Source organism: Algoriphagus sp. Y33 (assembly GCF_014838715.1).
Classification (GTDB): Bacteria; Bacteroidota; Bacteroidia; order Cytophagales; family Cyclobacteriaceae; genus Algoriphagus.
This window is the reverse complement of sequence record NZ_CP061947.1, coordinates 5599059-5624542: the sequence shown is the minus strand read 5'-3', so window position 1 is coordinate 5624542 and position 25484 is coordinate 5599059. Positions and strand designations below refer to the sequence as shown.

At 43.3% G+C, this 25484-nt stretch carries 19 protein-coding genes; 7 read left to right on the top strand and 12 right to left on the bottom strand.

Annotated features, from left to right (window positions below):
• Nucleotides 1-95: 95 nt before the first annotated feature.
• Nucleotides 96-938 (bottom strand): acetyl-CoA carboxylase, carboxyltransferase subunit beta, encoded by an 843-nt coding sequence (gene accD, locus ID165_RS23085; RefSeq protein ID WP_192347777.1) that lies wholly within the window; start codon nucleotides 936-938, stop codon nucleotides 96-98.
• 396 nt (nucleotides 939-1334) lie between these two features.
• Here accD and ID165_RS23080 point away from each other — a divergent pair, with 396 nt between their 5' ends.
• The 7 genes from ID165_RS23080 (at nucleotide 1335) to ID165_RS23050 (ending at nucleotide 13647) form a co-directional block, all read left to right on the top strand.
• Nucleotides 1335-1979 (top strand): RNA polymerase sigma factor, encoded by a 645-nt coding sequence (locus ID165_RS23080; RefSeq protein WP_192347776.1) that lies wholly within the window; start codon nucleotides 1335-1337, stop codon nucleotides 1977-1979.
• Nucleotides 1980-2116: 137 nt separating this feature from the next.
• A complete protein-coding gene (locus ID165_RS23075; protein ID WP_192347775.1) occupies nucleotides 2117-3160 on the top strand; it encodes a FecR family protein in 1044 nt (347 codons plus the stop codon).
• A 154-nt stretch (nucleotides 3161-3314) separates the two neighbouring features.
• Entirely contained in the window at nucleotides 3315-6638 is a 3324-nt protein-coding gene (locus ID165_RS23070; RefSeq protein ID WP_192347774.1) for a TonB-dependent receptor, read from the top strand.
• A gap of 12 nt (nucleotides 6639-6650) precedes the next feature.
• Nucleotides 6651-8330, top strand: coding sequence for a RagB/SusD family nutrient uptake outer membrane protein (locus ID165_RS23065; protein WP_192347773.1), 1680 nt, complete (start codon nucleotides 6651-6653; stop codon nucleotides 8328-8330).
• Between the two features lie 129 nt (nucleotides 8331-8459).
• Complete coding sequence (locus tag ID165_RS23060; protein WP_192347772.1) at nucleotides 8460-10121, top strand: FAD-dependent oxidoreductase; 1662 nt, start codon at nucleotides 8460-8462, stop codon at nucleotides 10119-10121.
• A 146-nt stretch (nucleotides 10122-10267) separates the two neighbouring features.
• Nucleotides 10268-11914, top strand: a complete 1647-nt coding sequence (locus tag ID165_RS23055; protein WP_192347771.1) for an FAD-dependent oxidoreductase — start codon at nucleotides 10268-10270, stop codon at nucleotides 11912-11914.
• Nucleotides 11915-12015: 101 nt separating this feature from the next.
• Complete coding sequence (locus tag ID165_RS23050) at nucleotides 12016-13647, top strand: carbon starvation protein A (protein ID WP_192347770.1); 1632 nt, start codon at nucleotides 12016-12018, stop codon at nucleotides 13645-13647.
• Between the two features lie 36 nt (nucleotides 13648-13683).
• On the opposite strand, the gene ID165_RS23045 is transcribed toward ID165_RS23050, so the two are convergent.
• The 11 genes from ID165_RS23045 to ID165_RS22995 form a co-directional block, all read right to left on the bottom strand.
• A complete protein-coding gene (locus tag ID165_RS23045; protein ID WP_192347769.1) occupies nucleotides 13684-14232 on the bottom strand; it encodes a carboxymuconolactone decarboxylase family protein in 549 nt (182 codons plus the stop codon).
• A gap of 3 nt (nucleotides 14233-14235) precedes the next feature.
• Nucleotides 14236-14787 (bottom strand): carboxymuconolactone decarboxylase family protein, encoded by a 552-nt coding sequence (locus tag ID165_RS23040; protein WP_192347768.1) that lies wholly within the window; start codon nucleotides 14785-14787, stop codon nucleotides 14236-14238.
• Nucleotides 14788-14790: 3 nt separating this feature from the next.
• Nucleotides 14791-16044, bottom strand: a complete 1254-nt coding sequence (locus tag ID165_RS23035; protein ID WP_192347767.1) for an MFS transporter — start codon at nucleotides 16042-16044, stop codon at nucleotides 14791-14793.
• A complete protein-coding gene (locus tag ID165_RS23030; RefSeq protein WP_192347766.1) occupies nucleotides 16044-18809 on the bottom strand; it encodes a TonB-dependent receptor in 2766 nt (921 codons plus the stop codon). Before ID165_RS23030 ends, ID165_RS23035 begins: the two co-directional genes overlap by 1 nt.
• Nucleotides 18810-18825: 16 nt before the next feature.
• Nucleotides 18826-19392: a carboxymuconolactone decarboxylase family protein gene (locus ID165_RS23025; protein WP_192347765.1), complete on the bottom strand. Its 567-nt coding sequence runs from the start codon at nucleotides 19390-19392 to the stop codon at nucleotides 18826-18828.
• Between the two features lie 7 nt (nucleotides 19393-19399).
• Nucleotides 19400-20548 (bottom strand): DUF3179 domain-containing (seleno)protein, encoded by a 1149-nt coding sequence (locus tag ID165_RS23020; RefSeq protein ID WP_192347764.1) that lies wholly within the window; start codon nucleotides 20546-20548, stop codon nucleotides 19400-19402.
• A gap of 279 nt (nucleotides 20549-20827) precedes the next feature.
• Nucleotides 20828-21949 (bottom strand): transporter, encoded by a 1122-nt coding sequence (locus ID165_RS23015; protein WP_192347763.1) that lies wholly within the window; start codon nucleotides 21947-21949, stop codon nucleotides 20828-20830.
• 19 nt (nucleotides 21950-21968) lie between these two features.
• Nucleotides 21969-23510, bottom strand: coding sequence for a phosphatase PAP2 family protein (locus ID165_RS23010; RefSeq protein ID WP_192347762.1), 1542 nt, complete (start codon nucleotides 23508-23510; stop codon nucleotides 21969-21971).
• 4 nt (nucleotides 23511-23514) lie between these two features.
• The gene (locus ID165_RS23005; RefSeq protein ID WP_192347761.1) at nucleotides 23515-24456 is read right to left on the bottom strand and encodes a transporter; all 942 of its coding nucleotides are present in this window, start codon (nucleotides 24454-24456) and stop codon (nucleotides 23515-23517) included.
• 136 nt (nucleotides 24457-24592) lie between these two features.
• Nucleotides 24593-25138: a hypothetical protein gene (locus ID165_RS23000; RefSeq protein ID WP_192347760.1), complete on the bottom strand. Its 546-nt coding sequence runs from the start codon at nucleotides 25136-25138 to the stop codon at nucleotides 24593-24595.
• A 124-nt stretch (nucleotides 25139-25262) separates the two neighbouring features.
• Nucleotides 25263-25460: a hypothetical protein gene (locus ID165_RS22995; RefSeq protein WP_192347759.1), complete on the bottom strand. Its 198-nt coding sequence runs from the start codon at nucleotides 25458-25460 to the stop codon at nucleotides 25263-25265.
• Nucleotides 25461-25484: the final 24 nt, after the last annotated feature.

Here is a 25484-nt window from a genome sequence, read left to right as displayed (position 1 = left end):
TACGGGAGCACAAATATATTTATTAATCACTAAAAGAGACCAAATCTCCAGTCAAATTTGGCCCGAATAATTAAATCCTTCTACTAGTTTCCCTATTAATTATTTAAAAGGTTAAGCAGGGTGGTCAATCGGCCTTTCAGCTGGCGACGATCCACGATGAAATCAAGGAATCCATGCTCCAAAACAAACTCAGAACTTTGGAAACCTTTGGGCAAATCCTTGCCAATTGTCTCGCGAATTACTCTAGGGCCTGCAAAACCTATCAGCGCTTCCGGCTCAGCGATATTAAAATCTCCCAGCATCGCATAAGAAGCAGTCACGCCGCCGGTAGTAGGATCTGTGAGCATGGAAATGTAAGGAATCCCAGCCTGATCCAGAAGTGCAAGCTTGGCAGAAGTCTTTGCCATCTGCATCAATGAAAACCCCGCTTCCATCATACGGGCACCGCCGGATTTGGAAATCATCAGGAACGGAATTTTATTTTTCAGCGAGTGGTCGATCGCTCTGGCGATTTTTTCACCCACTACCGAGCCCATCGAGCCCCCGATAAAATTAAAGTCCATACATGCTATGACGATATCCAAGCCGTTCATTTTCCCCACAGCCGATCTTACAGCGTCATTCAACTCTGTTTTCTTGATAGTGGCTTCTATACGGGAAACGTAAGGTTTGGTGTCCGTGAATTTCAGTGGATCTCCCGATGTCATGTTCGCATCCAGTTCCTTGAATTTGTTGTTGTCAAAAAGAATTTCAAAATATTCCTTCGAACCGATTTTCACATGAAAATCATCATCAGGACATACATAAGCGTTATTCTTGAGTTCTCTGGTATGGATGATATTTCCATTAGGGGTCTTAAACCAAAGGCCATCAGGTGCATCTTTCTTCTCAGCGGTAGATGTTTTGATGCCTTTGTCAGTTCTTTTAAACCAAGCCATATTGAGTTTTTAGGTTGTTTTTTGACGAGTCAAAGGTTACAAATTTAGTCGTTAAATCCGTTAAATAAAACCTCATCCGAATTAGGTCGGGAAATCGCTTTAACTATTTCAGTAGAAATGACGGCCCTCCTTCGGAGTTATGTGACAAAACAGCATATGCTAAGCTATAATCAGTTATCTCTTCGGCACTTAAAAATCCGGAAAGCTTTGGCCTTGACTCATGTTCGCTTGTGTCTGTCTCCTTTGGGGTGGAAAGTCCATGATTCATGATTTTTAGTTGAAGGGTGCAGGTCAGTGAAAGAGAATTTGATTGCTCGTGAAGCCAATTGTCTGATCATCCGAATTTTAATTAAAGGAAATTATCGTTTTCTTTAAAGAGCAATAAACCCTCTTGTGATGAAAGCCGATTTACAAAACTCTACTTCCGAAGACCCGGAACTAGAGATTAATCCTAATGTGCCCCCTTCATTTTCCAGCGATCTTGAAACTTGGAAAGCATTTAAGTCAGGAAGTAATTCTGCTTTTATTTTTATTTATGAGAAATATTTTGACAGTCTTTACAGCTATGGAATGCGGATAAATGGCGGGGAAGAATTGGTCAAGGATGCCATTCATGATGTGTTTCTGGATCTGAAAAACAGCAGCAGGGCAATTGGCGACACGGATTCAATCAAATTCTACCTGTTTAAGTGCCTCAAAAGGAGAATATATAAAGAGTTAAAAACCTGGACTGACCTCAAACAGGAACTTGTCTCCCAAGACAGTTTTTCGATCACCTTTTCCCATGAGCAAACCTTGATCGATAAGCAGATTGATCTGGAGATGAGCCAAAAAATCAATGCGGCAATTACCGCTTTATCTCCCAGAAAAAGAGAAGCTATTTATTACGTCTATTTTGAGGGAATGTCCTACCGTCAGGTGTCTGAGCTGATGGAACTATCTGATTCTAAATCCGCCAGAGATCTTGTGTATAAAGCGTTGAAATGCCTGAGAGAATCCTTAGGCTTTCTACCTTTATTTTTAACTGAATTTCTGCATTAAACAAGCAATATATTTGGAGACTGTACCACTACTCATTTTCTTGTATGGAATATTCTAAAAAATAATTGATTTTTTTTGGCGTTGTTTTGAGACTTATCTGCTTTACCTAGTGGAATCGCTTTTTAACACTAGAGTAAATGAGTCAAGTAAACGACCTTTTGGAAGATCTGGAATTTATTAGATGGGTAAAATACCCTGATAATGAATTGGCTATTTTTTGGAAAAGCTGGATGGATGCCAATCCAGACCGGATTGAAGACATAAAACTTGCCAGAGAAATAATTCTAGGTTTAGAGTTCCCTTCGAGAAAAGCCTCACCTGACACCAAAAAGGAAGTACTTAGCAGAATACTACGGGCGAAGGACAACCTGCCAGATGTGCAGCAAGCAGCTACTGAACCGGTTCAAAGAGTTTGGCGGAAGAAAACTTGGCAACTCTCAAAAGTGGCAGCTATTCTAGCAGGTGTGTTTTTACTTTCAATATTACTTTTAAATCTCACCAATACCGGTCAAAAAGAAAAGGTATTGCATAGAACTACCTGGGTGTCCAAAACCACCAATGCGGGGGAAAAGCTGAATTTCAGACTTCCGGATCAAACGGTAGTATCTCTGAACGCAGGCAGTAGTCTGGAATATCCTGAGACATTTGACTCTACAGTAAGACTTGTAAAACTGAAGGGAGAGGGGTTTTTCGAAGTATCCAAAAATGCGAAACAACCATTTAAAGTTATTTCTGACGGATTAACCACCACTGCGCTGGGTACTTCCTTCAATATCAACACAAAAAACAATAATAAATTAAAAATCTCCTTAGTGACCGGAAAGGTATCCATCACCTATGGCGTGGACAGTCCGGATTATTTTTTATCTCCGGGAGAAGAGTTGAGTTATACTAAATCCGACAATAAAGCAGACGTACATCAGTTCAATGAAAACCATGTGTTGGGTTGGAGATTTGGAAGATTGATTTTCAAAAGATCAACCCTCAAGGAAGTAAAGGAAAGTCTTGAAGAATGGTACGGCGTGGAAATCAGTATTACGGGTTCAACCCGAAATGACTGGCGGTTCAATGGGACATTTGAGAATCAGACGCTTGAGAATGTATTGAACAGTATGTCCAATATTGAAAACTTCCACTATAAGATCGAGAACAAAAAAGTAAACATCGTATTTAATCCATAACGTATGAAATCAGCATTAATAGATGACTCCTAACAGGTAAGCCAACCGATTAGATCAGTTGGCTTAAGGGTGGTCTTTGGGTGGTTAAACTATTGGGGAATAGAGAAACCCGCAGACCCGGTCTAATGAAATTTTCAATAAACCAATCAAAATTATGCATTTAAACTTACAAAAGACAATCTATATGTTGTCCAAGTACTTCTTGTACGGCTTTATAGTTCAAATGATGGTCTTCAACTTTGTGATGGCAACAAATGTTAATGGCCAATACAAGTCAATAGATAAGGTTCAAGTACGGATTGACAGGGAGTCAATCACGCTCAACCAGTTTTTTAAATCAATTGAGAAACAGACACCTTTTAATTTTTTATACGATACTGATCAGATCAATCCTGCAACCGTCATAACCCTACAGGAGCGTTCAGGATCAGTAGAAAACTTTTTGAGGCAGGTTTCCCATCAATCAAACTTGCGATTTCGGCAGGTGAACAATGGGATAGATGTCAGGGAAGACCCTCGACTGCCTTATGTGACTATCTCTGAGCAGCCGGCAGGTGTGGAGATCAAAGGAATCATATTGGATGAATCCGGATCTCCTCTTCCCGGGGTCACTGTTATCGTACAGGGAACCACCCAGGGTACGGTATCGGATGTTGATGGCCACTTCTCAATCGATGTGCCTGAGGGAGGTACGCTAGTATTTTCATTTATAGGCTTCGAGCAGCAAACTATACTAGTTGGAAATCAAACAGAGCTCAGTGTAACCATGATAGAAAGCCTTTCGGCTCTAGAAGAGGTGGTGGTAGTGGGCTACGGCACACAAAAAAAAGTAAACCTTACCGGTGCGGTCAGTGCTATTTCTTCTGAGGAAATCGTCAATCAACCGGTAGGTCAATCATCCATGGTACTACAGGGAGTAGCTCCGGGTGTTACCGTCACCCAACGTAGTGGGCAGCCGGGTAGTGATGGAGGAGAAATCAGGATTAGAGGAGTCGGAACAATAGGGGATTCAAATCCACTTATCATGGTGGATGGAGTGGAAACCAATATGAATAATGTGGATCCAAATGAAATAGAAAGTATTTCAATTTTGAAAGATGCAGCCTCAGCGGCGATATACGGATCAAGAGCCGCAAACGGAGTGGTATTGATTACTACTAAAAGAGGCAAAGAAGGCATAAGTGTAAACTACAATATGTATGCTGGGCTGCAGGTACCTACACGCTTGCCGGAGATTGTAGGCGCATTGGACCATATGATGCTGGCCAATGAAGCTTTTACCAACATTGGGAATGACCCTCAATATTCAGATCAGTTTATTGCAAATTACATTGAAGGGATGCCCTCAGATCAATATCCTGATACAGATTGGCAGAAATTGACGATGAGTAATTCGGCGTTTATGCAAAGCCACAATGTAAGCGTTAATGCGGGAAACGAAAAGGCTAGAGTTCTTGGATCTTTCAGTTACCTGGATCAAGATGGAATTATTCCCAATACCAGCTTCAAACGCTACAATCTAAGGTTCAACTCAGATATCAATGTGACAGACAAGCTGAAGTTGTCTATGGATATTTTCTTGAGAAAGGCGGATCAAATAGAACCTTCAAGCGGTACCGGATATGTGTTTCACTGGATGAGAAGGATACCTGCAAACGAAGTGGGTGTGCTATCCAACGGACGCTATGGCGAAGGATGGAATGGTGATCATCCACTGGCAAGAGCTAAGGACGGAGGTATTAGAACGAATGAGAGTCTGGATGCTATCCTGAACTTCAGGCTCAACTACAAATTAACAGATTGGCTTTCGGCTGAGGTGATGTATGCTCCCAAATTGTGGAATCCTCATGTCAAGAGCTTTTCCAATATTACCCAGAGCTATGCACGTGACGGCGAAACACCCACCTTTTTTGTACCCCAGCGCAATTCCTTGACCGAAAAATATACCAGAGAATGGTACAATAACTTACGGGCCATGGTTTCCATAGACAAAACCATCAATGAAGTCCACACCATTGGATTTGCCGGAGGCTATCAACAGGAAGATCAGACTAATCAGTGGATCTCCGCATATCGCGAAGTCTTTCCACTTCCCGACTATCAAGAAATAGACGCAGGAAACCGACTCAATGAGCAAACTGGAGGTTCTGCAAATCATTGGGCTTTACAATCTGTTTTCGCAAGAGCCACCTACAACTTTGATGAGCGCTATTTGCTGGAAGCGAATCTGCGGAGAGATGCTTCTTCCCGCTTCGCTGATGGCAATAGAGCCAGTCTTTTCCCTTCTTTCTCCGCAGGATGGAGGATTTCAGAAGAAGCATTTATGCAGGGGACCAGCGGTGTGATTGATCAGCTAAAACTTAGAGCCTCCTGGGGACGACTGGGCAATCAGAACATAGGGCTTTATCCATATGCAGCATTTATTTCACTGGGAGGAAATGAGCAGGATTATGCCTTCGGCGGAGTGAATGCCCCCGGTGCTGCACTGAACAACATGGCTAATAAGGATATCAAATGGGAAACTACAGAAACCACCGACATTGGATTGGAATTCAATCTTTGGGGTAAGCTGGATGTCACTTTTGATTACTATAAGAGAAAGACAAAAGACATCCTCCTACCGCTCAATATCCCCTTGACTATTGGGTTAAAAGAACCTTTGCAAAATGCAGGAGTAGTGCACAATACAGGATATGAATTTATGCTGAACTACCGTAACCGGATTGGAGATTTTAATTACGGTGTGATGGTGAATTTTTCGGATGTGATAAATGAAATCATTGATATGAAGGGCATTGAGAATACAGGAAATATAGTCAATCGAGAAGGACATCCGATTAGGTCATTTTTCGGATATGTCGCAGATGGGTTCTTTCAGTCTCAGGAGGAAGTGGATAATCACGCCACTCAGTTTGGGAATGTAGCTCCCGGAGACATCAGGTATAAAGACTTGAATGGAGATGGCATGATCAACGACAGGGATCTTGCTGTAATTGGGAGCGATATTCCACGATACACCTATGGAATAAAACTAAATGGTGAATATAAAGGACTTGATCTGTCCGTATTTTTCCAGGGAGTGGGACAGGCTGACGGTTACTTGTATGGACAAGGAATTATGCCATTTTTCTTGGGGGGAACAGTTCAGGAACAGCATAAAGACCGCTGGACTCCTGACAATCCCAACGCAAGGTATCCTCGACTGGCCTGGAACCAGACCAATAACCAACAAAATTCCAGTTTCTGGATGAGCAACGCTGCTTATTTACGTCTTCAAAGCGTGCAATTGGGCTATGTATTCCCTCCCCATATTTTGGAAAAACTGAATGTCCGGAATTTAAGGGTTTACCTAAGTGGACGCAACCTGTTTACGGTAACCAATTTTTATGAAGGGTATGATCCTGAAGCTCCTCGAAGTGATGGCGGGTGGTATCCACAGATGGCCGCCTATACTATGGGACTGAATCTCACCTTCTAAACACATACGACTATGATAAAGCTAATTAAATATATATGTACTGTTTCGCTTTTGATTTTCATCCAATCATGCGATGATGACTATTTGAATAGATTACCACTTGACTCACCGTCCAGTGAGACCTTCTTTGCCAACGAAACCGAGCTGGAAATGGCGGTCACCGGTGTATACAACAGGCTATGGTACAAACCTAACAATGCCGTATGGTTTTTGTCTTTTGACTTTGCTTCGGACGATGGGTGGGACAGAAACGGAAGTGGGATTCAGGCGCTTGGAAGAGGGGAGCAAAATGCAGACAACGATTACACCAATGGTTTTTGGGGGAGATTCTATCAAGCTATCAACCGGGTGAATTATATCACTTCAGGTGCAGAAGAACTCAGGGAAAAGATGGATCCCGCCAAGTACGATAGATTAGTCGGAGAAGCAAGATTCTTAAGAGCCTACTTCTACGCTTATCTGGCAGAACTCTACGGCGATGTACCCTTGGTTACTACTACGCTGGCTCTAGAGGAAGCCCAGACACCTAGAACCCCGAAAAGCGAAGTGATCGATTTTGTGCTAGCAGAAATGAATGATGTCAAAGAATACCTCCCATTGGATGCTTCCGAAAAGGGTAGAGTAACCAAGGGAACCGTGCTGGCAATGATCTCCAGAGTAGCACTTTGGAACGAGAGATGGCAGGAAGCTGCAGCTGCAGCTAAGGAATTGATAGATTCAGAAGCCTATCATATTGATCCCGATTATTCAGGAATGTTCACTTTTTCAGGCGACAATTCTCCGGAAGTGATTATGAGAATTCAGTTTCTGAGAGGAGTGGAGACACACAATACCCCAAGGGACTTCTTATCCAGAATGGCACTGGGGCATTCCAACAAAAAGCCTCCTCAGAATTTTGTGGATACTTTTGACTGCATTGACGGTTTACCTATTGATAAGTCACCGCTTTATAATCCGCAGCGCCCATTTGAAAACAGAGACCCCCGGTTGGGTCACACCCTAGTTGTTCCTGGCTCCAGATTAGTAAACTGGATATTTGAAACCCATCGTGACAGCACACAGACGTGGGAGTACAGAGGTGATGATAGGGTGAGGGTACCGAACATAGAAGCCCAGCACGCCTATGCTTCTTTTACAGGATATTTATATAGAAAACATGTGGATGTAGCCGACTACCCTACCAATGTAGGCGCCTCTGATCAGAATCTGACCATTTTCAGACTTGGGGAAGTACTGCTTAATTATGCTGAAGCCAAAGTAGAACTAAATGAACTTGATGCATCAGTATATGAAGCTCTAAATTCACTTAGAGGAAGAGAATCCGTACAGATGCCGGCTGTCGCAAGCGGAAAATCGCAGGATGAGTTGAGAAACATAGTACGCAAGGAAAGAAGAAGTGAATTGGGAATAGAAGGGTTTCGCTACTTCGACATACGTCGCTGGAAGATTGCAGAACAGGTAATTCCTGGCCCTCTAAGAGGGCGTGTAAACCGGTATGGTGAAGGTGGCTGGTTAAATGAACCTCCGATGATTGATCCTATAGGAACTCCTAATTACGACAATGTCAGCAATGCTGATGCAATGGTAGTTATTGAAACACGTGCCTTTAACCCCACTAGAGATTATCTATGGCCAATTCCACGGATTGAATTGGAAACGAACACCACGTTGACCCAAAATCCCGGGTATTGATTTTAACCACATAATTATTTTAAAATCCGATTACATGAAAAGCTTGTCTCAACAAGCGTATTGAGACAAGCTTTTCATGTGTCAGGAAGCGGAATAGACCGCATTATAAACAATCTCAATTTTCAAAAAATGAAAAATATACTAATCACTTTATGTGTTATACTTTCCACATGCCTGTCTCAACATGCCTATTCCCAAAAGTATGACATTGTCATTTACGGAGGCACATCTGCCGGTATAGCCGCAGCCATTCAGGCATCAAGACTAAATAAGTCAGTAGTGCTTATCGAGCCTTCTCATCGTCTGGGAGGTCTAACCACAGGAGGGCTGGGGCAAACAGATATTGGCAACAAACAAGCTATAGGAGGTATTTCGAGAGAATTTTATCAAGGAATCAAAGCCTATTATGATAAGCAGGAAAACTGGAATTGGCAGAAAAAAAGCGAATACATGGACAGTGGACAGACGAGAACCCAGGAAGGGGAAGATGCCATGTGGACGTTTGAGCCTTCGGCGGCATTGAAAGTCTATCATGAAATGCTTGAAGGTGAGAAGGTGGATATACTGTATGGAGAGAGGCTATTAAGAACCGAGGCCGGCGTGAATAAATCCAGTGGTGAAATTCAAGCCATTACCATGGAAAGTGGAAAAACAATTGAAGGAAAAATGTTTATGGATGCCACCTACGAAGGTGACCTGATGGCTGTGGCAGGGGTAAGTTATACGGTAGGGAGAGAGAGTAACGATCAGTATAAAGAATCACTCAATGGAGTTCAAGCTAATTACTGGAGTGTTACACTTAAGGGCAAAGCATCCAGAAATGCCAGAAATCACAATTTCGTTCCGGGTGTGGATCCTTATATTGAAAAAGGAAACCCGGCAAGCGGACTTCTTCCTTATATTATAGAAGGCGGTCCAGGCATAGATGGGTCAGGTGATAAGAAAGTCCAAGCCTATGGATTCAGAATGTGCCTTACAGATCATCCGGAAAACAGAATTCCCTTTAAAAAACCAGAAGGGTATGATGAGCTGAATTACGAGCTGCTTTTCAGGAACTTCGAAGCCGGTGAAACCCAGTTGCCATGGATCAATTCCTCTATGCCAAACCGGAAAACAGATACAAACAACCGGCAAGGATTTTCTACTGATTTTGTGGGTCAAAACCATGAGTACCCTGAGGCCAGCTATGAAGAACGCGAAAAGATAGTCGCCGCTCACCGGATCTATCAGCAAGGCTTGATGTGGACACTTGCTAACCATCCTAGGATTCCACAGAAAGTAAGAGATGTATACGCCAGCTGGGGAACTACCAAGGATGAATTTGAGAATGAAGACGGCTGGCAAAATCAGCTATATATCCGTGAAGCGAGAAGGATGATCAGTGATCTTGTGATGACCCAACTTCACTGCGAAAGGCTGGAAGTGGTGGATGATGCAGTAGGTTTAGCGGCTTATGGTATGGACTCCCATAATATTCAAAGGTACGTGGACCACAATGGCTATGTCCAAAACGAAGGAAATGTGGAAGCCCATGTTGACGGGCCTTATCCTATAAGCTATAAGTCCATAGTGCCTAAGAAGCAGGAAGCAACCAATTTGTTTGTTCCTGTATGCCTGAGTGCTTCACACATCGCTTTTGGGTCTATTCGCATGGAGCCCGTTTTTATGGTGCTTGGACAATCAGCCGCGATAGCAGCTTCTTTGGCAATTGATGAGAAAGTCCCTGTACAGGACGTTCCTTATGAGAGGTTAAAATCCGAATTAGTGGCTAATAAACAACGATTAGACTAACTTCCTACCCGCCTGAGAATTTACAGGGGTGCTAATCTTTACTATCAAGGTTGTCACGACTCTGGACTAGGGTCTGAAGTATTATTTTATCCATTTTGAAATTATAACTTCTTATGAAAATTATAAATAACATAAAACTATACCTAATGACCCTTGTCTTAGGTTATGCATTGATTTCGTGTCAGACTACGGAAAAAGACAATATTACTGATGTGATCGTATACGGAGGCACTTCAGGCGCTGTCACAGCTGCTATTCAGGCAAAAAAAATAGGGAAATCCGTTATTCTTGTTTCCCCGGACACCCACTTGGGAGGGCTTTCTTCCGGGGGATTGGGTTGGACTGATACAGGCAAAAAGGAAGTAATCGGAGGATTGGCCAGGGAGTTTTATCAAAAAGTATATGATAAGTACCAAGCTGATGGAGCTTGGAAATGGGAAAATCAATCCGAATTTGGAAATCAAGGCCAAGGTACCCCTGCGATAGATGGTGAGTTTAGAACCATGTGGATTTTTGAACCGCATATTGCCGAAGAAGTGTTCGACGAGTGGGTGGAGGAAATGGGAATCGAGCTTTATCGTGAAGAATGGCTGGACAGAAAATCCGGAGTGGCTATAGAAGACGGACGCATCACTGCGATCAGAACTTTGAGTGGAAAAGAATTCAAAGGCAAAATGTTTATTGACGCTACCTATGAGGGGGATCTGATGGCCGCCGCAGGGGTAAGCTATCATGTGGGAAGGGAAGCAAACAGTGTGTATGACGAAGAATGGAATGGGATACAAACCGGCATCTTTCACCATAGGCATCATTTCAAAGTTCTGGATCATCCTATAGACCCCTACCGGATACCAGGTGATCCTTCCTCAGGCCTTATCCCAAAAATCAGCGCAGAAGACCCTGGAGTGAAGGGAGAGGGTGATAATAAAATCCAAGCTTATTGCTTCAGAACATGCATGTCAAATCATCCAGACAATCGAGTGCCTTTCCCGAGACCTGATAATTACGATTCTACCCAATACGAACTTTTGGTAAGAATCTTCGATGCAGGCTGGCGGGAATGGTTTGATAAATTTGATATGATTCCAAACAGGAAAACTGATACCAATAACCATGGTCCATTCAGTTCGGATAACATAGGGATGAACTATGAATACCCGGAAGCCAGCTATGAGCGAAGAAAAGAGATCACTAAAGAGCACGAAAATTATCAGAAGGGGCTACTTTATTTTGTGGCAAATGATCCCAGAGTACCCAAGGAAATACAGGATGAATTTCAGAATTGGGGTCTGGCAAAGGATGAATTCACCGATAATGGAAACTGGCCTCATCAAATCTACGTGAGGGAAGCACGGCGAATGATAGGTAAATACGTGATGACTGAAAATGAATTGTTACAAAAGAAACCCACTCCTGAATCTATAGGGATGGGTTCCTATACTATTGACTCTCATAACATTCAACGCTTTGTAGACGAGAACGGTCAGGTGCAAAATGAGGGAGATATAGGAGTAGGCTTACCCGGTCCTTATGAAATAGCTTATGGTTCAATTGTGCCAAAAAAGGAAGAAATAACAAATCTCTTCGTTCCCGTGGCCGTTTCTGCCAGTCATATCGCATTCGGCTCTATCCGAATGGAACCTGTATTTATGATTTTGGGTGAATCAGCCGCTACTGCTGCAGCTATGGCATTAGAACGGGAAATCAGTGTCCAAGATCTTCCCTATGAGGATCTGAAAATCCAATTATTGAAAAATGGTCAAGTCTTGACGATGGCAGATCAAATCCAATGATAATTTCAAGACTCACTTTCTTCCTTGGTGAAGTATTACAAAACAGCTTACTTTGAGATTAGATTCCATTGTAAATTCTCCGAAGACCCAAATTTCCCCACATGAACCTAGCCGTTCTCTTACTCATTTCAGCAGCCATTCTTTTCATAGCCTATAAAGTTTACGGTAAAATTGTGTACCGAAAATTCGGTTTAAACGATAAAAAACCCGCCCCCTCACATACGCATCGGGACGGAGTTGATTATGAACCAAGTAAACCTATAGTGGTTTTGGGTCATCATTTTGCCTCAATTGCAGGTGCAGGTCCTATAGTCGGTCCAATCATTGCAATTACTTTTGGCTGGATTCCGGCTGTTATTTGGATTTTGGTAGGTGGTATTTTCTTTGGTGCTGTACATGACCTCGGCAGCATGGCTACTTCGCTGAAAACAGACGGAAAATCCATCGGGGTAATCATCCGAAATCAAATCGGAATGAAAGGAAAACAGCTCTTTGTCATCTTCAGCTTCTCCACGCTTATCCTCGTGATTGGTGTATTCGCTGATATTATTGCCAAAACATTTGTCACAAATCCCGGTGTGGCATCAGCATCCATTCTATTTATTGTATTAGCCATTGGTTTCGGCATAGTGAATAAACTGATAGGTGATAAAAAAACCGCATTCATCATCATCTCCGTGACCGGGGTGATCTTAATGTATTTCTTTGTGTATCTGGGTATGAAAATTCCCTTTGCCCTCGATTACAAAATCTGGATTTTGGTGCTTCTGGCCTATGCATTTCTGGCCTCCGTGACACCGGTAAGTATGCTGCTACAACCGAGAGATTACCTGAACAGCTTTTTGCTTTACGGATTGATTATAGCGGGGGTATTGGGTGTTTTTATTGCCAATCCGGAAATCCAGATGAGCAATGAAATCCATGTTTCTGATGAAAATCTGGGTTATATTTTCCCGGTTTTATTTGTGACCATAGCCTGTGGAGCTATCAGTGGCTTTCACTCCTTAGTAGCTTCAGGAACCACTTCCAAGCAGCTAAATAAAGAGTCGGATGCCAAATTAGTAGGATTTGGAGGAATGTTGATTGAGTCTTTTCTGGCAATCATTGCAGTCGGGGCAGTAGTTATTTTATCTAGATCAGAATATATAGAGCGTCTTTCCGGAGAAGGACCGGTTGCGCTTTTCTCTACAGGTCTGGGAGGGATGATCGCTACGCTGGGGATTTCAGAAGAATTTGCTGTGGGCTTTGTCGCTTTAACCGTTTCAGCTTTTGCCCTTACTACACTGGACACATGTACCCGATTAGCCAGATTTACTTTGCAAGAATATTTCGAAGATGTGCCTCAGGCCGCAGGTCAGTATTTGGCTAAAAACAGATACGTATCTACCGGAATTGTAGTTTTTTTTTCCATACTCTTATTGCTATCAGGAGAGTTCACTACGCTCTGGCCAATCTTCGGTTCAGCGAATCAACTACTGGCGGCTCTTGCATTATTGACTATAGCTGTTTGGCTGATCAAGAAAAAAATCAATGCGCTCTTCGTGACCATTCCCATGTTTTTCATGTTTTCGGTGACTCTTTCCTCCTTGGGCCTTTTTGCCTGGAAAAATTTTCAAGACGAAGTCTATGTGCTTTCCATCATTGCAGCTCTGCTGTTTATTTTAGCGATTTCCTTAATGATTTTGGCTACGAAAAGCTTGAAAAGTAAGGTGAAAGTAACTTCGGGAGCCTGACAAACCCAGACTCCCGAAGCCCTTGACTCATACTGACTAATTCTCCGGATTGTAATTGGCATATCCTTCGTTTGCCCTAGCTTCTGCCCGGTTTTTATAGAATTCCCGATCCTGTGGTGCCTCAGTACCCTGTCCATCCACATAGCGATTGAACATACAAAATGCAGCAGCAATTAAAACTGTATCGTGAATTTCTCTGTCTGTTGCTCCTTTAGCTTTTGCTTTTTCGATCTGATCAGGTGTCACCTGAAGTCCGCCTTTTTGAACACTTCCGGCGATCTTGAGCAGGGCTTTTATTTTACCGGAAAGATTAGCCTGATCAGGATTCGCTTTGATTTCATCCAACTTCTCAAAATCACATGCTAGGTAATACCCTGCCAAAGCCTGATGTGCATGCTGACAATAAAAGCAGTCATTCAGGTAAGAAACATGGGTAGCAATCAATTCCCGTTCACCCCTTGTAAGCGAATTTTCAGATCTGAGGAGTTCTTCCGCGAGTTGGTTTAGGTGTTTGGCGGTATCCGGTCTGAAAGCCATCAAACCACGGATTCCCGGCAGATTGTCAGGAACATGAATGTAGGTCATAGCTTAAGGATTTGAATTTAGGTGAAATTTATACTCATTGGAAATCATGAAATGTCCCATTTCTTCAAAATCAGCTGAATTCTCAGGAAGGGAAGTCCCCAAGCCATCTACATAGCGGTTGAAAAGACAGAAAACTGCCGATATGAGTACAGCATCATGGATTTCAAGGTCAGTAGCACCGGCTTTCTTAGCCCTTTCAATATCCTCTGACCTAACTTCCTTTCCGCTTATTTGCACTTTCCCCGCTAGTTGGAGGAGGGCATTCATTTTTAAACTTAAAATTTCAGATGCCCCATTTTCCAAAACCTCATCAACTACTTGCGCGTGGTTTTCAAATAAGATCCGGGCTGCAGAAGCGTGGCTCTCTGTACAAAATATGCATCCGTTACGACTGGAGACATAGGCTGCTATCAACTCTCCTTCCCCCTTGCTCAGCGATGAATCACCCGTCAGTAGTACCCTGACCAATGCATACAAATGCCTTCCGGTTTCCGGTCGGTATTTCACCAAACTTCTAATGCCGGGGAGCTTATTTTCTAAATTGATATAGGCCATGGATTATTGATTATTTTGTTGTGAAGGAGATTTACTGACTAAGACAAAGAAAAATCCTACCAGTAAGAATCCTGAAAAAAGCAGAAGAGCATTACCGTATCCACCAAGGTACACCACCAATGACCCCAGCGAAAAGACGGCTAGGGCTGTAATCACCCTTCCTGCATTGAAACAAAAACCTGTCGCTCCAGCTCGAATGTCTATTGCAAAAAGCTGTGGGATATAAAAGGAAAGTAATCCCTGACTTATACCGAAGAAAAAAGACAGGAAGGTAATGGCGGGATAAATCCAATATGAGAATTCCCCTGTAAAGCCATAAAGCAGGATGGAAATACTTAGTGCCCCGGAAAAGCAAACTAACATAGATTTTTTTACCCCAATCACTTTTACAATCCACCCTGAAAGTATCCCTCCCATAATTCCCCCAAAACCCAAAATCATCATCACTGATCCACGCTCTGTCTGGCCGGATGACTCCCGAAGTAAACTTTGTACCCAAGTAGGCATCCAGGAAAACGCCGACCAAAGTGCGATCAACATGCTTCCAAAAACCACCGCACCATGAATCAGTCCCGGTGCTTTAAAATGAGAATTCTTACGGGATTCGGTACCTACAATATTCAGTTGGGAAAGTTCCCACTTGGTGGACTCCTTTAAATGTACATAAGAAATTGCTGCCAGGATAAGAGGTAGTACCCCGATAAAAAATGCCTGTCTCCAATCATTCACCCAAAGATTGACCAATCCGGAAGAGAATATTCCCACAGGAAACCCGATCGAAACTATCCCCATCACTACTGAGCGGGTTTTGGCAGGCCAAACCTCGGATAACAAAGTCATGGTGATGACCATCACTCCGCCCACAGCAATCCCTCCTAACAGCCTGAGCCCAACTAGCACTTCCCATGAACCGGCATATGATACGCAAATGGTAAATATCCCTACTGCACCCAGGCACATAGCCAGTGATTTTGCTCTGCCGATTTTATCAGAGATTATTCCCCATGTCATTCCTCCTATTGCCCAGCCTGCCAGATAAAGGGCATTGATATAGGCACTGATCTCATAAATTCGTTCGGCGGATCCCACACTTGCCAATTGATCTGCGATTACAGGCAAATAAACTGAGGCGATCGTTGATATCGTTCCCGCACTTGCATTTCCCAAAAAACAAATCAGGAAAACACTCCAAAGGTAGGCAGAGATCTTGTCTCTGCCCACTTCAGAATCGCTAGGTATGGTTATCGTCGATTCCATTACCGAAACATCTCATCAAATGTCAAACTGATGTAGTATAATCCACCTACAGTCGGAGAGCCGAATGCCTGAAACACTTGATTATTAAACAAGTTGTTGGCACCGATCTTCACCACAGATTTCAATTGTGGAAGTCTGTAGCTGAGCTGCGCATCCACCATTGAATAAGCATCAATTCTTCCCGGCCGCAACTGGGTCAATGTCCCACTCCAGTCAAAAGCATCCTGCCATCTCCAAGCAATAGTAAAGCCTAGCCGCTTGGTCAGTTCGGAGTTTCCAAAAGTGACTCCGGTGCGAAATCCCGGCGTGTTGAATGCGGGTATGTTATTGGCATCTGCTTCCATCAGGTCAAAAGATGCCCAAGTCCCATTAACTCCCAGAGAGTAGCCTCTAGGCAATAAATAATTGAATCCTAAAGTAGCTCCCTGAGAAGAAACCACATCTGAGGCATTGGTATAGAGCTGGAATGCCTGAATGTCACCATTGAGGATATCCATCGCAGCAACTGGATTATAGTCCCAATTATCCAACAAAATCTCGCTGTCAGGCCTGATGACAACTGTATTGATAATGAAATCGGTGTAGCGGCTATAATAGTAATTAAAATCCACAGAAAGATTATCCATCCATAGCCCCCGATATCCGACTTCAAAGGTTGAGATACGTTCAGGTTTGATGTAATCCACATCTGATTTTTGGAGCAGATCAAGATTGTTCATCAGTGCTTCTTGCGGAGGCGTTCCTGTTCCAACAGCCTGCCCGAATGCTGACCCAAAAGCTCCAACTGAAGCAGCGGTATAAGAATTTTCATACACATTTAGACCTTCACTATTGTCGGGCACACCTCCCAAGATGATAATTGGGCCGACATTTAAGAAGATATATTGATCCCCCGGCGTTGGATTTCTGAAGCCACTTTGAAAGGAGGAACGAAAGCTGTGTTTTTCTGAAGGAGAAAACACAGCTGAAATTCTTGGAGTTAATCTTCCTTGGAAGTTTTCATTTTTATCATATCGCTCAGAGAAAGTAAACTTCAGTTTATCATTAACAAGTCGCTTGGAAATCTGGACAAAAGCACCCCCTTCTCTAATTATGACATCTTTGTTCAGGTCATCATACAACGTTCCATTGGTAAACATGTCATAAAGCCTGAAATTACCCCCAACCAAAATATCCGCAAATTTGATTTTGTTGCTAAAATCATACTGTCCTTCTGCATGGTAATACTTACTTTGGCTCAATATTCCGGCACCGGCTAACCCCTGCACTTGGATCAGACGATCCTTTTCTTGGTTGTAATTTTCCGATCCGGGAAGGAGCCTTCCCTCATCTGCAAATGACCTTGCAAAGTTGTGGTTCCCACTCTCCACAGCCGGAATGTCTCCGTTAAAAGCCGCCGCATATCGGGCAAACCAAGTATCGTCAGCCTGATCGGAAGCAACTACCTGCCCATTCAAATCCCTGACCCAGGCTCTGTTGATATGCTGACCTAGCGCTCTGGTATTGTAAGAATCATTGGAATTTTCAGTGATCAGATAGCCTCTCAGGAAAAAGTTAGACCCTTTCAGCTCCAATTTATGTTGTTGCAGCACGAAGTTATTTAGCATAAACCGGTTACTTCCCGTATAAGCTGCCCGTCCTTGTCCAACTTGGTAACCATAGATGACTTCCATGTTTTCATTTATTCGATAATGGAGCGAGGTATTGAAACCTATCCCTTTAGAATCGTAATTCATCAGGTCTTTTTCCTCATAGCCGGTACGGGATACTCTCCCTATTCCCGGCAAGGTCCTGGCGACTTCATCTCCATAAATATTGAGGGCATCTCTAGCCGGATTATTGTCACCCCGAAACTCCGGTGAAGTTTGGGCATCAATATCTTCATAGTTGGTGGCATACCAATCCAATCCTGTGAAGTAGGATGCATTCACCTTGAACGCAAACTTATTGTTAAAGGCTTTGGCATAGCGAATAGAAAAATCATAAACCCCGCTTGGATCAGCATAAGCATCATTTACATGGTTGATTCCTGTCTTTGCCTGCACGCTTAATCCCTGATAGAGGAAGGGGTCTTTGGTACGCATCATCAATACACCATTGAATGCGACCGGACCGTAAAGGGCGGAAGCTGCTCCCGGAATTAGTTCGACACTTTCCATATCCAAGTCGTTGGAACCAAAAAGATTGCCTACCGCAAAATTCAGTCCCGGAGTCTGATTGTCCACTCCGTCCACCAACTGCAACATCCGGGGATTTCCTATACTGTTGAAGCCTCTGGTATTGATCTGTTTGTAGGTCAGCCCGCTCGTCACCAATTCCACTCCCTTGAGATTTTGGATCCCTTCATAAAAGTTCATGGAAGCTGATTCCCGGATAGTCTTAATATCCATTTTTTCTATACTCACCGGAGATTGGAAAATCGATTCTTCTATTCGGGAAGCGGAGAAAACCACCTCGCTGAGTAATTCTATAGAAGGGATTAATTTCACCACAATTGGTACTGAAGTCTGTACTTCAATGGTTGCTTTTTGATACCCCACATATGAAATCTCCAAAACAAGGGGGAGTTTAACTGCAGTGGATAATTCAAAATTTCCTGCCCGGTCAGTCACTGTCCCGGTCAGTTTTCCCTGAACCAAGATAGAAGCTCCTATGATACTTTCGCCGGATTCAGCATCTGCAACAGTCCCTGTCAGTTTGGTTTGGGCAATTAACGCTAGACTCGATAAGCCTAGAATTAACAACGTAACTAGCGTTTTTTTCATTTTGGGTCAAGTTTTGCTACTTGTTGTTTTTGAGATGTTCATATCCACCGGGATTTCGATGATAACCTTGAGTGGTTAACCGTTCGGCAAGGGATTTGAAGTAAGAATTGTCCTTTGGAAGCTTGGTACCAAGTCCGTCCACATACCTATTATACAGGCAAAAAAGAGCTGAGATCAATACGGTGTCGTGTATCTCCAGATCCGTAGCTCCGGCATGTTTTGCCCGCTGAATATGGGCGGTGGTTACACTCTTCCCACTTTGTTGTGTTTGTCTTGCAATTATCAGCAAGGCTTTCATTTTGCTGGAAATAGAAGCCGTCTCCACATTATCCAAAACCTGCTGTACCGTATCGCATTCATGCAGCAACTCATTGACCGTTTCGGCATGGGCAGTTGTGCAGAATTTGCACTCATTTCCATGGGAAACAATCGTGGCAATTAATTCCCGCTCCGCCTCTGTCAAAGAGGAAGGCCCCCTCAAGAGCAGTTGGGTCAACTCTCTGATCGGCTGGGCAGTGTCTTTTCTATATTCGAGCAGTCCGGTGATTCCGGGGAGATGCTCTTCTAGTGTGATGTGAGGCATGTTTAGCTTAGTTATATTTTCTAGTGTTAGGCCTGAAAGTCCTCCAGCTATGCCAGAATTCCTGGTAAGCTTTAAGGCGCTTCAGATTAGGTTGGCTAGAATCCAGAGATTTTCCGGTAAAAGAATAAGCATCTGAATCCAGATAAAGTGTATCTCCGGCCCAGAGGTGGATCCCTGTGAAGGGAGGAATCTCATAGACTGCAAAACTTTGGGTGTCTTCATGCAAAAGGATCACAATATCCTGATCGCCTACTTGATCACGGATTGAACGGTTATTTTCAAGTTCGTTCCAGTCGTAAGCTTTTGCACCACTTTGCAGGTCAACACCTATCACCCATGATTTCTCATTCCAAGAAAAAGGATCTGTCCCGGTAAGTTTGCTTTCGCTTGTCCCTTTTTCAAATTTGCCCAAGGAGTCATATTTCGAAATGAAATTTGGATCCTCAGCCATAATTTCTCCTTGGGGGAAGGCTTTGAAGAATGCTCCTGCAGTCAACTGCGTTGATTCGATTTCATCCAGTTTTTCTCCCCTCAACTTACCGGCAATAGCTTCTCCTGTAGCCTGTTGCCACCAGCTTCCTGTCTCTGAATCTTCAAACATGGCATTGAAATGATCCATGCCTACCAACCGGAATTTTTCTGCTTTCCCTTTCACAAAAGGAGAAAAAACACGCCCTGTCCGACATACAGAGCAGTAGGTCACCATCACAGGATTACCTGCCAGAGTATCTCTCACCTGATGATGATACACGATGTAACGGATGGGGTAGGCTTTGGCTTCTTCTCCGTTTTGAATGGCAATAACCAGCGTACTGTCATTGCCTTCAAAAGAATCCCTGTTTTGAAAACTGAGCTCTTTGGGCTCTTCAAACATTACATCAGCTGCCATTTTAAAATTGAAAATACAGATAAGTGCTACCGTGATTGACAGGCAAAGGAAGGGAACCCACTTTTTGGAACTAGACATGACCGGTTTGAGGCCAATGACGATCAACGTCAGCGCGACAACCCAAAAGGTCACTTTATTACGATGAAGGAAATAGGCAAAATCAATGGTATCCCATTGCTGACTGCCGGGAAAAGGCATGATGAAATATATCTTCAGAAATTCAAACAGCAGCAAAAAGCCTAAACCACAGTAAAACAGGATTTTCATAGGAGAATTCGATCAAAAGAAAGTGAAACCGGTTATTCCCTTATATAAGGCACATCATCCCAGTGAACTATGGAAAATCCATTTCAAAGGAAATTTGCAACAAAGGGGAAAACAGAGGCTATCTCATAACCAGCTTTTCTTGCCAGGCTGAGCTGCTTGCCTAGTCTTGGCGGGAAGTAGAAGCTTTGCATGTGCTAATTAAGCCCATTTCTACTTCCTGCCCTCCGGGAAGACGTCCGCTCAACGTGACAAATTATGAGTTATGAGACAGCCTCATGATTAAAGTGAATTAAAAACTTCCGTGGCTTTTTTGGGAATTCTCCATGCCAAGCCCACATTGATCATATAATCTGCAAAAGCTGCGTCTCCGTGGGATCCACGGATTTTGTCCGTGTAGTTTTTGGTGCGGTTGCGTTCTACCGCGATAGGGACGGACAGCAAAGCTGCAAAATTGCCCTTACTGTAAGTGATTCCCGGTTCAACAGAAATCACGTATCCAGGTCTTCTATAGCCTTCACTGCTTCCGAACAAATCACTGGCAGTAAGACATTCCATCCGTCCTCCTCCATATATACTCACTCCAGGCAGTGGAGTCATATAAGATGCTCCTATACGGACGGCATACTGATCAGGTACAGAAAACTCATCGAACTCCGGGGTTTCAGGATTCCCACCCCGTCTTACGGTGCCGTTAGTCGCTTGAGGATTTGCCAGATAAAAAAGACTTCCGCTCAAGACCACACTGTGGGATAGCATATAAAAGCCCTGTACATCCAATGTGGCCCCTACACCTCCGTCACCGGGCTGGATGGATTGATCCAACACAGCTATTCTGTCAATATTCCTATCAGGTCCCTGATTATAAAACATCCCTTCAGCACCGTAAGCACCGGTAGGCAGTTTGATTCCCAAACCCACAGATACATTTCCATGTTGGGCTTTTGCAGGACTGATTAGCCAATAATTAGCCGACAGACGCATATCCGCTATTCCGCTAACGCTGGTATGATGACGTTCTCCAAGTCCATTGGGAGGATTTCCACCATGCTCGTACATGGAAGATCTGTCATGGGTGACAAAAGGAAGAATCAATGAGCCAAAAAACCTATCGGTAAAGGAGTAATTTACCGCCAGATCTACGAAATGGGATTTATTGATCACTTCTGTACCTTGCTCCACTCGATGTGGATGCTCCTCTTTTCCGCTGAAATGCCGGAAAGATTTGAAATATCTATAATTCAAGGCGAGGTTCCAGTCTCCTGCCGACTGTCCGCCCACTTGACCTGTGGTAGTACCTACGCCTGAAAACTGTCTGATAGCCACACAACCCTGGGCATAAGAATTAATATATGCTAAAGTCAATACGGCAGTAGCGAATAGGATTTTGATATATTTTTTCATTTATTTTATTGTCTAATGATTAATTATCTGCGCCGTCAGATCTGGCGACGTCAATGGTGTATTGGGCGACATCTCTACCCTGCGTAGTCCCGACGGTAGCATCAAAAGTCCAGTGAATACCTCCGTAAACCCTAGATATTGCAGCTTCTTCCGCCCACTTCTGAAACACATTTCCCTCCTGAGGAAATAGATAGGTTAAGACTTCAGCCGCTGCAGCCGAAAACACAGAATGTCCTGAGGTGTAGGCAGGAAAGTTTGGTGTACCTGCAATAGTCTCAAAATCCTTGATCATCTGTATAGGTCTAGGATAATAGTAATAGAACTTGGCATCCCAGCAACTGACCCCTCCATCCATGATCGCCATATTCATATAGGCAAATGCACGGGCAGTGCGTATTGAGTTAAGCTTGTATTTGAGTATAAATTCACCCGCTATGTCATTCCAGTGCCCGGGAGGTGTGTAGGTACCAAGACCATCTTGCCAGAAATTCGCGATTTTTCTACGCTCTTGGGTGACATTCTCAGCATAGTCCTGCAAGATCTTCACATCCTTATTGAATGCTTCAGAACCGGGAGCAGGCGGAACCCCAGGTCTAGTATCTTCTACATTTTCAACACTCCACATTTTCACTTGGCCAAATAGAGGGGTCAATCCTACCGGACGGGCAGGGCTTTCCAGATTTTCCCATTGCCAGCCAAAGCGTTCAAATGCCGCTGCTCTCAGGGAATCGGAAACGGACTTCGGTGCTTGGGCATTCTTCATCCCATCACTGGATGCTCTTGCAAGTGCAATACTAGCGATCTCCTCTCCTATCTTCTTTCCTGCTTCCACGTCACTCGGCACATGTTCTCCTGACAACACCAAGCTTTCCAAGTGCTGCTGCTCCAGCCGCATCAAGTATTCAGCCTCTAATGGAAACATAGCTGTCAATATCTTCCTCGATACTGTGGCCAACACCGCACCCTCGGATGGATATGAAGGTAAATTATTGGAAACATAAGCATGTGGGATTTCCGCATCTATCTCATAAGGGGCAGGTCTTTGATAGAGAAATTTGTAATGCCATGCAGAAATCAATCCATCATATTGTGCAACAGAAAGATATGCCAAAGCTCTACTCGCATAGGGTGGATGGGCAAATGGAAATGCAGGCGGGCCAGCCGGATTAGCCGGATTGGGCAGTGTATAAGAGTCATCCTCATTGGGACCCGGTATCAAATTGTACTTGGCAATAAGCCCTAGCGCAACTTCGTTCCAGCGGATAACAGCATTATTGGTCCAATGAGATACATTCTTCTTCTCATCGCTTGACATGGAGGCTATCCTCGATTTCACTCCATCCAATTCTGCCAAAAACTCAGGGGAATTATCAGCCGTAGGTTCATCAACAGCAATATCACTTCCGGAGGAAATCAATATCGGTTTCCAGGTACCTGCATCCTGATCAATCCCTGAAAATTCATAGCTCTCGAATTCCAATTCTGTATTTAAATCCATGTTGCATCCCGTCACAGTGAGCAGGGCAACTAGTACTACTAGTGATAGTCGAAGTATTTTCATCCGTTTAATTTTTAGCTGAGAAAAGGCCAAACTGATAGGTAACTCCGGCGCTGAATACTGACAATTCAGGTGCATTCCGACCGTTGATTACCCTGCTGTAGGAAGCTACCAATCCCAGTCCTTTTGGGTTATTGAAGAAATATTGGGCAAATACACCTATACGATCCATATTGACCTTATTGGTAGGCTGAGGGGCATTGTAAGCCCGGATATCATCACCGGAAGTAGAACTTGAGGAATTGTAGCTCAATTCTGTTTTAAGGGATTTATTCATAAACCACTTCCCCACAACGGCTTCATACGTCCAAGCACTTGGCACATCCATCCATGAGGTGAAATAGCTGCCATCGTTGTAATAGTATTCGCGTTCAGCTTGGGTATAGCCTTTCCAGAGGTAGCCACCTTGCACTCTGGCATAGAATCCATTGTTCCACTCGTACTCCAGGATTCCTCTCCAGGCTATTTGTGGGGCTCCTATCCCAATACTATAAGGCTGATAATCTGAAAGGTAATTGGACACAGGAGTAGAAAAAAGGACAGAGCCAAACACTGTCAACTCACCTCTTTCCCCTTTGTGCCTAAGCACCTCATATTTTAGCCCAAGTGCCAAGTCCTGAATTCCTGAAGTTCCGGCAAACTTTCCACCGTTTGGCGTGGTAGAATTGGTACTTACATAAGGAAGTCCTGCATATACATCCAGCCGCTTAGTAATTCCATAAGCTGCCATTACCATAGCTGTTCTCCTTTGTACTTTGGCTATGGTTCCGTTTTTCCGAAGGGTCTCTCCCTCCCAATAATGATCAAACTGCCCATATTCAAAATTGAGTAGGAAACAGATGTCACCCTTTGGCATCATCAACCCATCAGTAGGAGTTTGTGCCAAAGACAAATAGGGCACACAGAATACTCCTATCAAGAGTATAAGCTGCCTGAAATGCACTTTCATAAAATTTAAATTAAAGTTCCTGAATAGTTAAGGCCGACTCATCCCTTCACAATTAAGCGCAGGGATAATGGCAACTATTTACGCTCGTACACACATCAAAAACATGACGAAACATAAACAGTACTCAAAAAATCTATCAGGAAGTACGGGGAGGCGGGCAATCAACCCCACTGCCGGGATTGGTATACAGAAATACCAAATATCCTTGGACAGGATCTAAGGAATACAAAGTAGGTGATGAAATCCCAACTAAATTGGGCATAATATAATCCTTTACAAAGAGCTTTACCTCAGCTTTACCATTTTCTCCTGTAGGAAGTTCATCATCCACAAGAGAGGATATCCATTTCTTAACAGTGTTATCCAGCGCTTTCCTGGAAGTATCAGGCACTACTACCACCTGAAGTGTGTCATTTTGATACCGTTGCTTAATTGCCCGATAATATTTACCGTCTTTTTCAAAAGGAGTATTGGTAGCTTGAAAGCTCTCCTGATTCATCATGTAAGGTGCCGAAAGCGGAATCTCAATTAATTCCTGCTTAAGATTTACGGGATCATTACCATAAATATAATCCACCCATTTGCTTTCCAAATGACTCTCATATGTCATATAAAACGCATAGTAGCCAAAATTGTAAAGGGCAAAACATGCAAAAAGAAATATGGATAGGACTTTTTTCAATTCTGGGATTATTACAATTCGAAAAGTATTAAAATTCAATTTGTAAAACCAGTGCTAATCAAAAAATTAAAATCATTATTTCAATATTCGACAATAAATCAAAATCATTTCCTATAATTTATTATTAGTTGAAATAATATTTCGCCAATACTCCAATAAACAAAAATAAAACGGAAGCAGCTCCGTAGAATTTTAGGACTTTACGGCGGTTCATCCTATCCATAAACCAAAGCACAAATACAGGTCGGATCAATCCTACGATCAGACTGGCCAAAGAAAAATAAAATAAAAACCAAATCAGATACTGTAAGGCTGTCGTCATGGTGCAAAACTAAAAAAGGGACAG

What these genes read in the sequence shown, in the direction of transcription:
- ID165_RS23080 (WP_192347776.1), top strand. Translation starts at nt 1,335, where the DNA reads ATGAAAGCCGATTTACAAAACTCTACTTCCGAAGACCCGGAACTAGAG.
- ID165_RS23030 (WP_192347766.1), bottom strand. Translation starts at nt 18,809, where the DNA reads ATGAAAAAAACGCTAGTTACGTTGTTAATTCTAGGCTTATCGAGTCTA.
- ID165_RS23075 (WP_192347775.1), top strand. Translation starts at nt 2,117, where the DNA reads ATGAGTCAAGTAAACGACCTTTTGGAAGATCTGGAATTTATTAGATGG.
- ID165_RS23065 (WP_192347773.1), top strand. Translation starts at nt 6,651, where the DNA reads ATGATAAAGCTAATTAAATATATATGTACTGTTTCGCTTTTGATTTTC.
- ID165_RS23070 (WP_192347774.1), top strand. Translation starts at nt 3,315, where the DNA reads ATGCATTTAAACTTACAAAAGACAATCTATATGTTGTCCAAGTACTTC.
- ID165_RS23025 (WP_192347765.1), bottom strand. Translation starts at nt 19,392, where the DNA reads ATGCCTCACATCACACTAGAAGAGCATCTCCCCGGAATCACCGGACTG.
- ID165_RS23010 (WP_192347762.1), bottom strand. Translation starts at nt 23,510, where the DNA reads ATGAAAATACTTCGACTATCACTAGTAGTACTAGTTGCCCTGCTCACT.
- accD (WP_192347777.1), bottom strand. Translation starts at nt 938, where the DNA reads ATGGCTTGGTTTAAAAGAACTGACAAAGGCATCAAAACATCTACCGCT.
- ID165_RS23060 (WP_192347772.1), top strand. Translation starts at nt 8,460, where the DNA reads ATGAAAAATATACTAATCACTTTATGTGTTATACTTTCCACATGCCTG.
- ID165_RS23055 (WP_192347771.1), top strand. Translation starts at nt 10,268, where the DNA reads ATGACCCTTGTCTTAGGTTATGCATTGATTTCGTGTCAGACTACGGAA.
- ID165_RS22995 (WP_192347759.1), bottom strand. Translation starts at nt 25,460, where the DNA reads ATGACGACAGCCTTACAGTATCTGATTTGGTTTTTATTTTATTTTTCT.
- ID165_RS23020 (WP_192347764.1), bottom strand. Translation starts at nt 20,548, where the DNA reads ATGAAAATCCTGTTTTACTGTGGTTTAGGCTTTTTGCTGCTGTTTGAA.
- ID165_RS23045 (WP_192347769.1), bottom strand. Translation starts at nt 14,232, where the DNA reads ATGACCTACATTCATGTTCCTGACAATCTGCCGGGAATCCGTGGTTTG.
- ID165_RS23040 (WP_192347768.1), bottom strand. Translation starts at nt 14,787, where the DNA reads ATGGCCTATATCAATTTAGAAAATAAGCTCCCCGGCATTAGAAGTTTG.
- ID165_RS23050 (WP_192347770.1), top strand. Translation starts at nt 12,016, where the DNA reads ATGAACCTAGCCGTTCTCTTACTCATTTCAGCAGCCATTCTTTTCATA.
- ID165_RS23015 (WP_192347763.1), bottom strand. Translation starts at nt 21,949, where the DNA reads ATGAAAAAATATATCAAAATCCTATTCGCTACTGCCGTATTGACTTTA.
- ID165_RS23035 (WP_192347767.1), bottom strand. Translation starts at nt 16,044, where the DNA reads ATGGAATCGACGATAACCATACCTAGCGATTCTGAAGTGGGCAGAGAC.
- ID165_RS23005 (WP_192347761.1), bottom strand. Translation starts at nt 24,456, where the DNA reads ATGAAAGTGCATTTCAGGCAGCTTATACTCTTGATAGGAGTATTCTGT.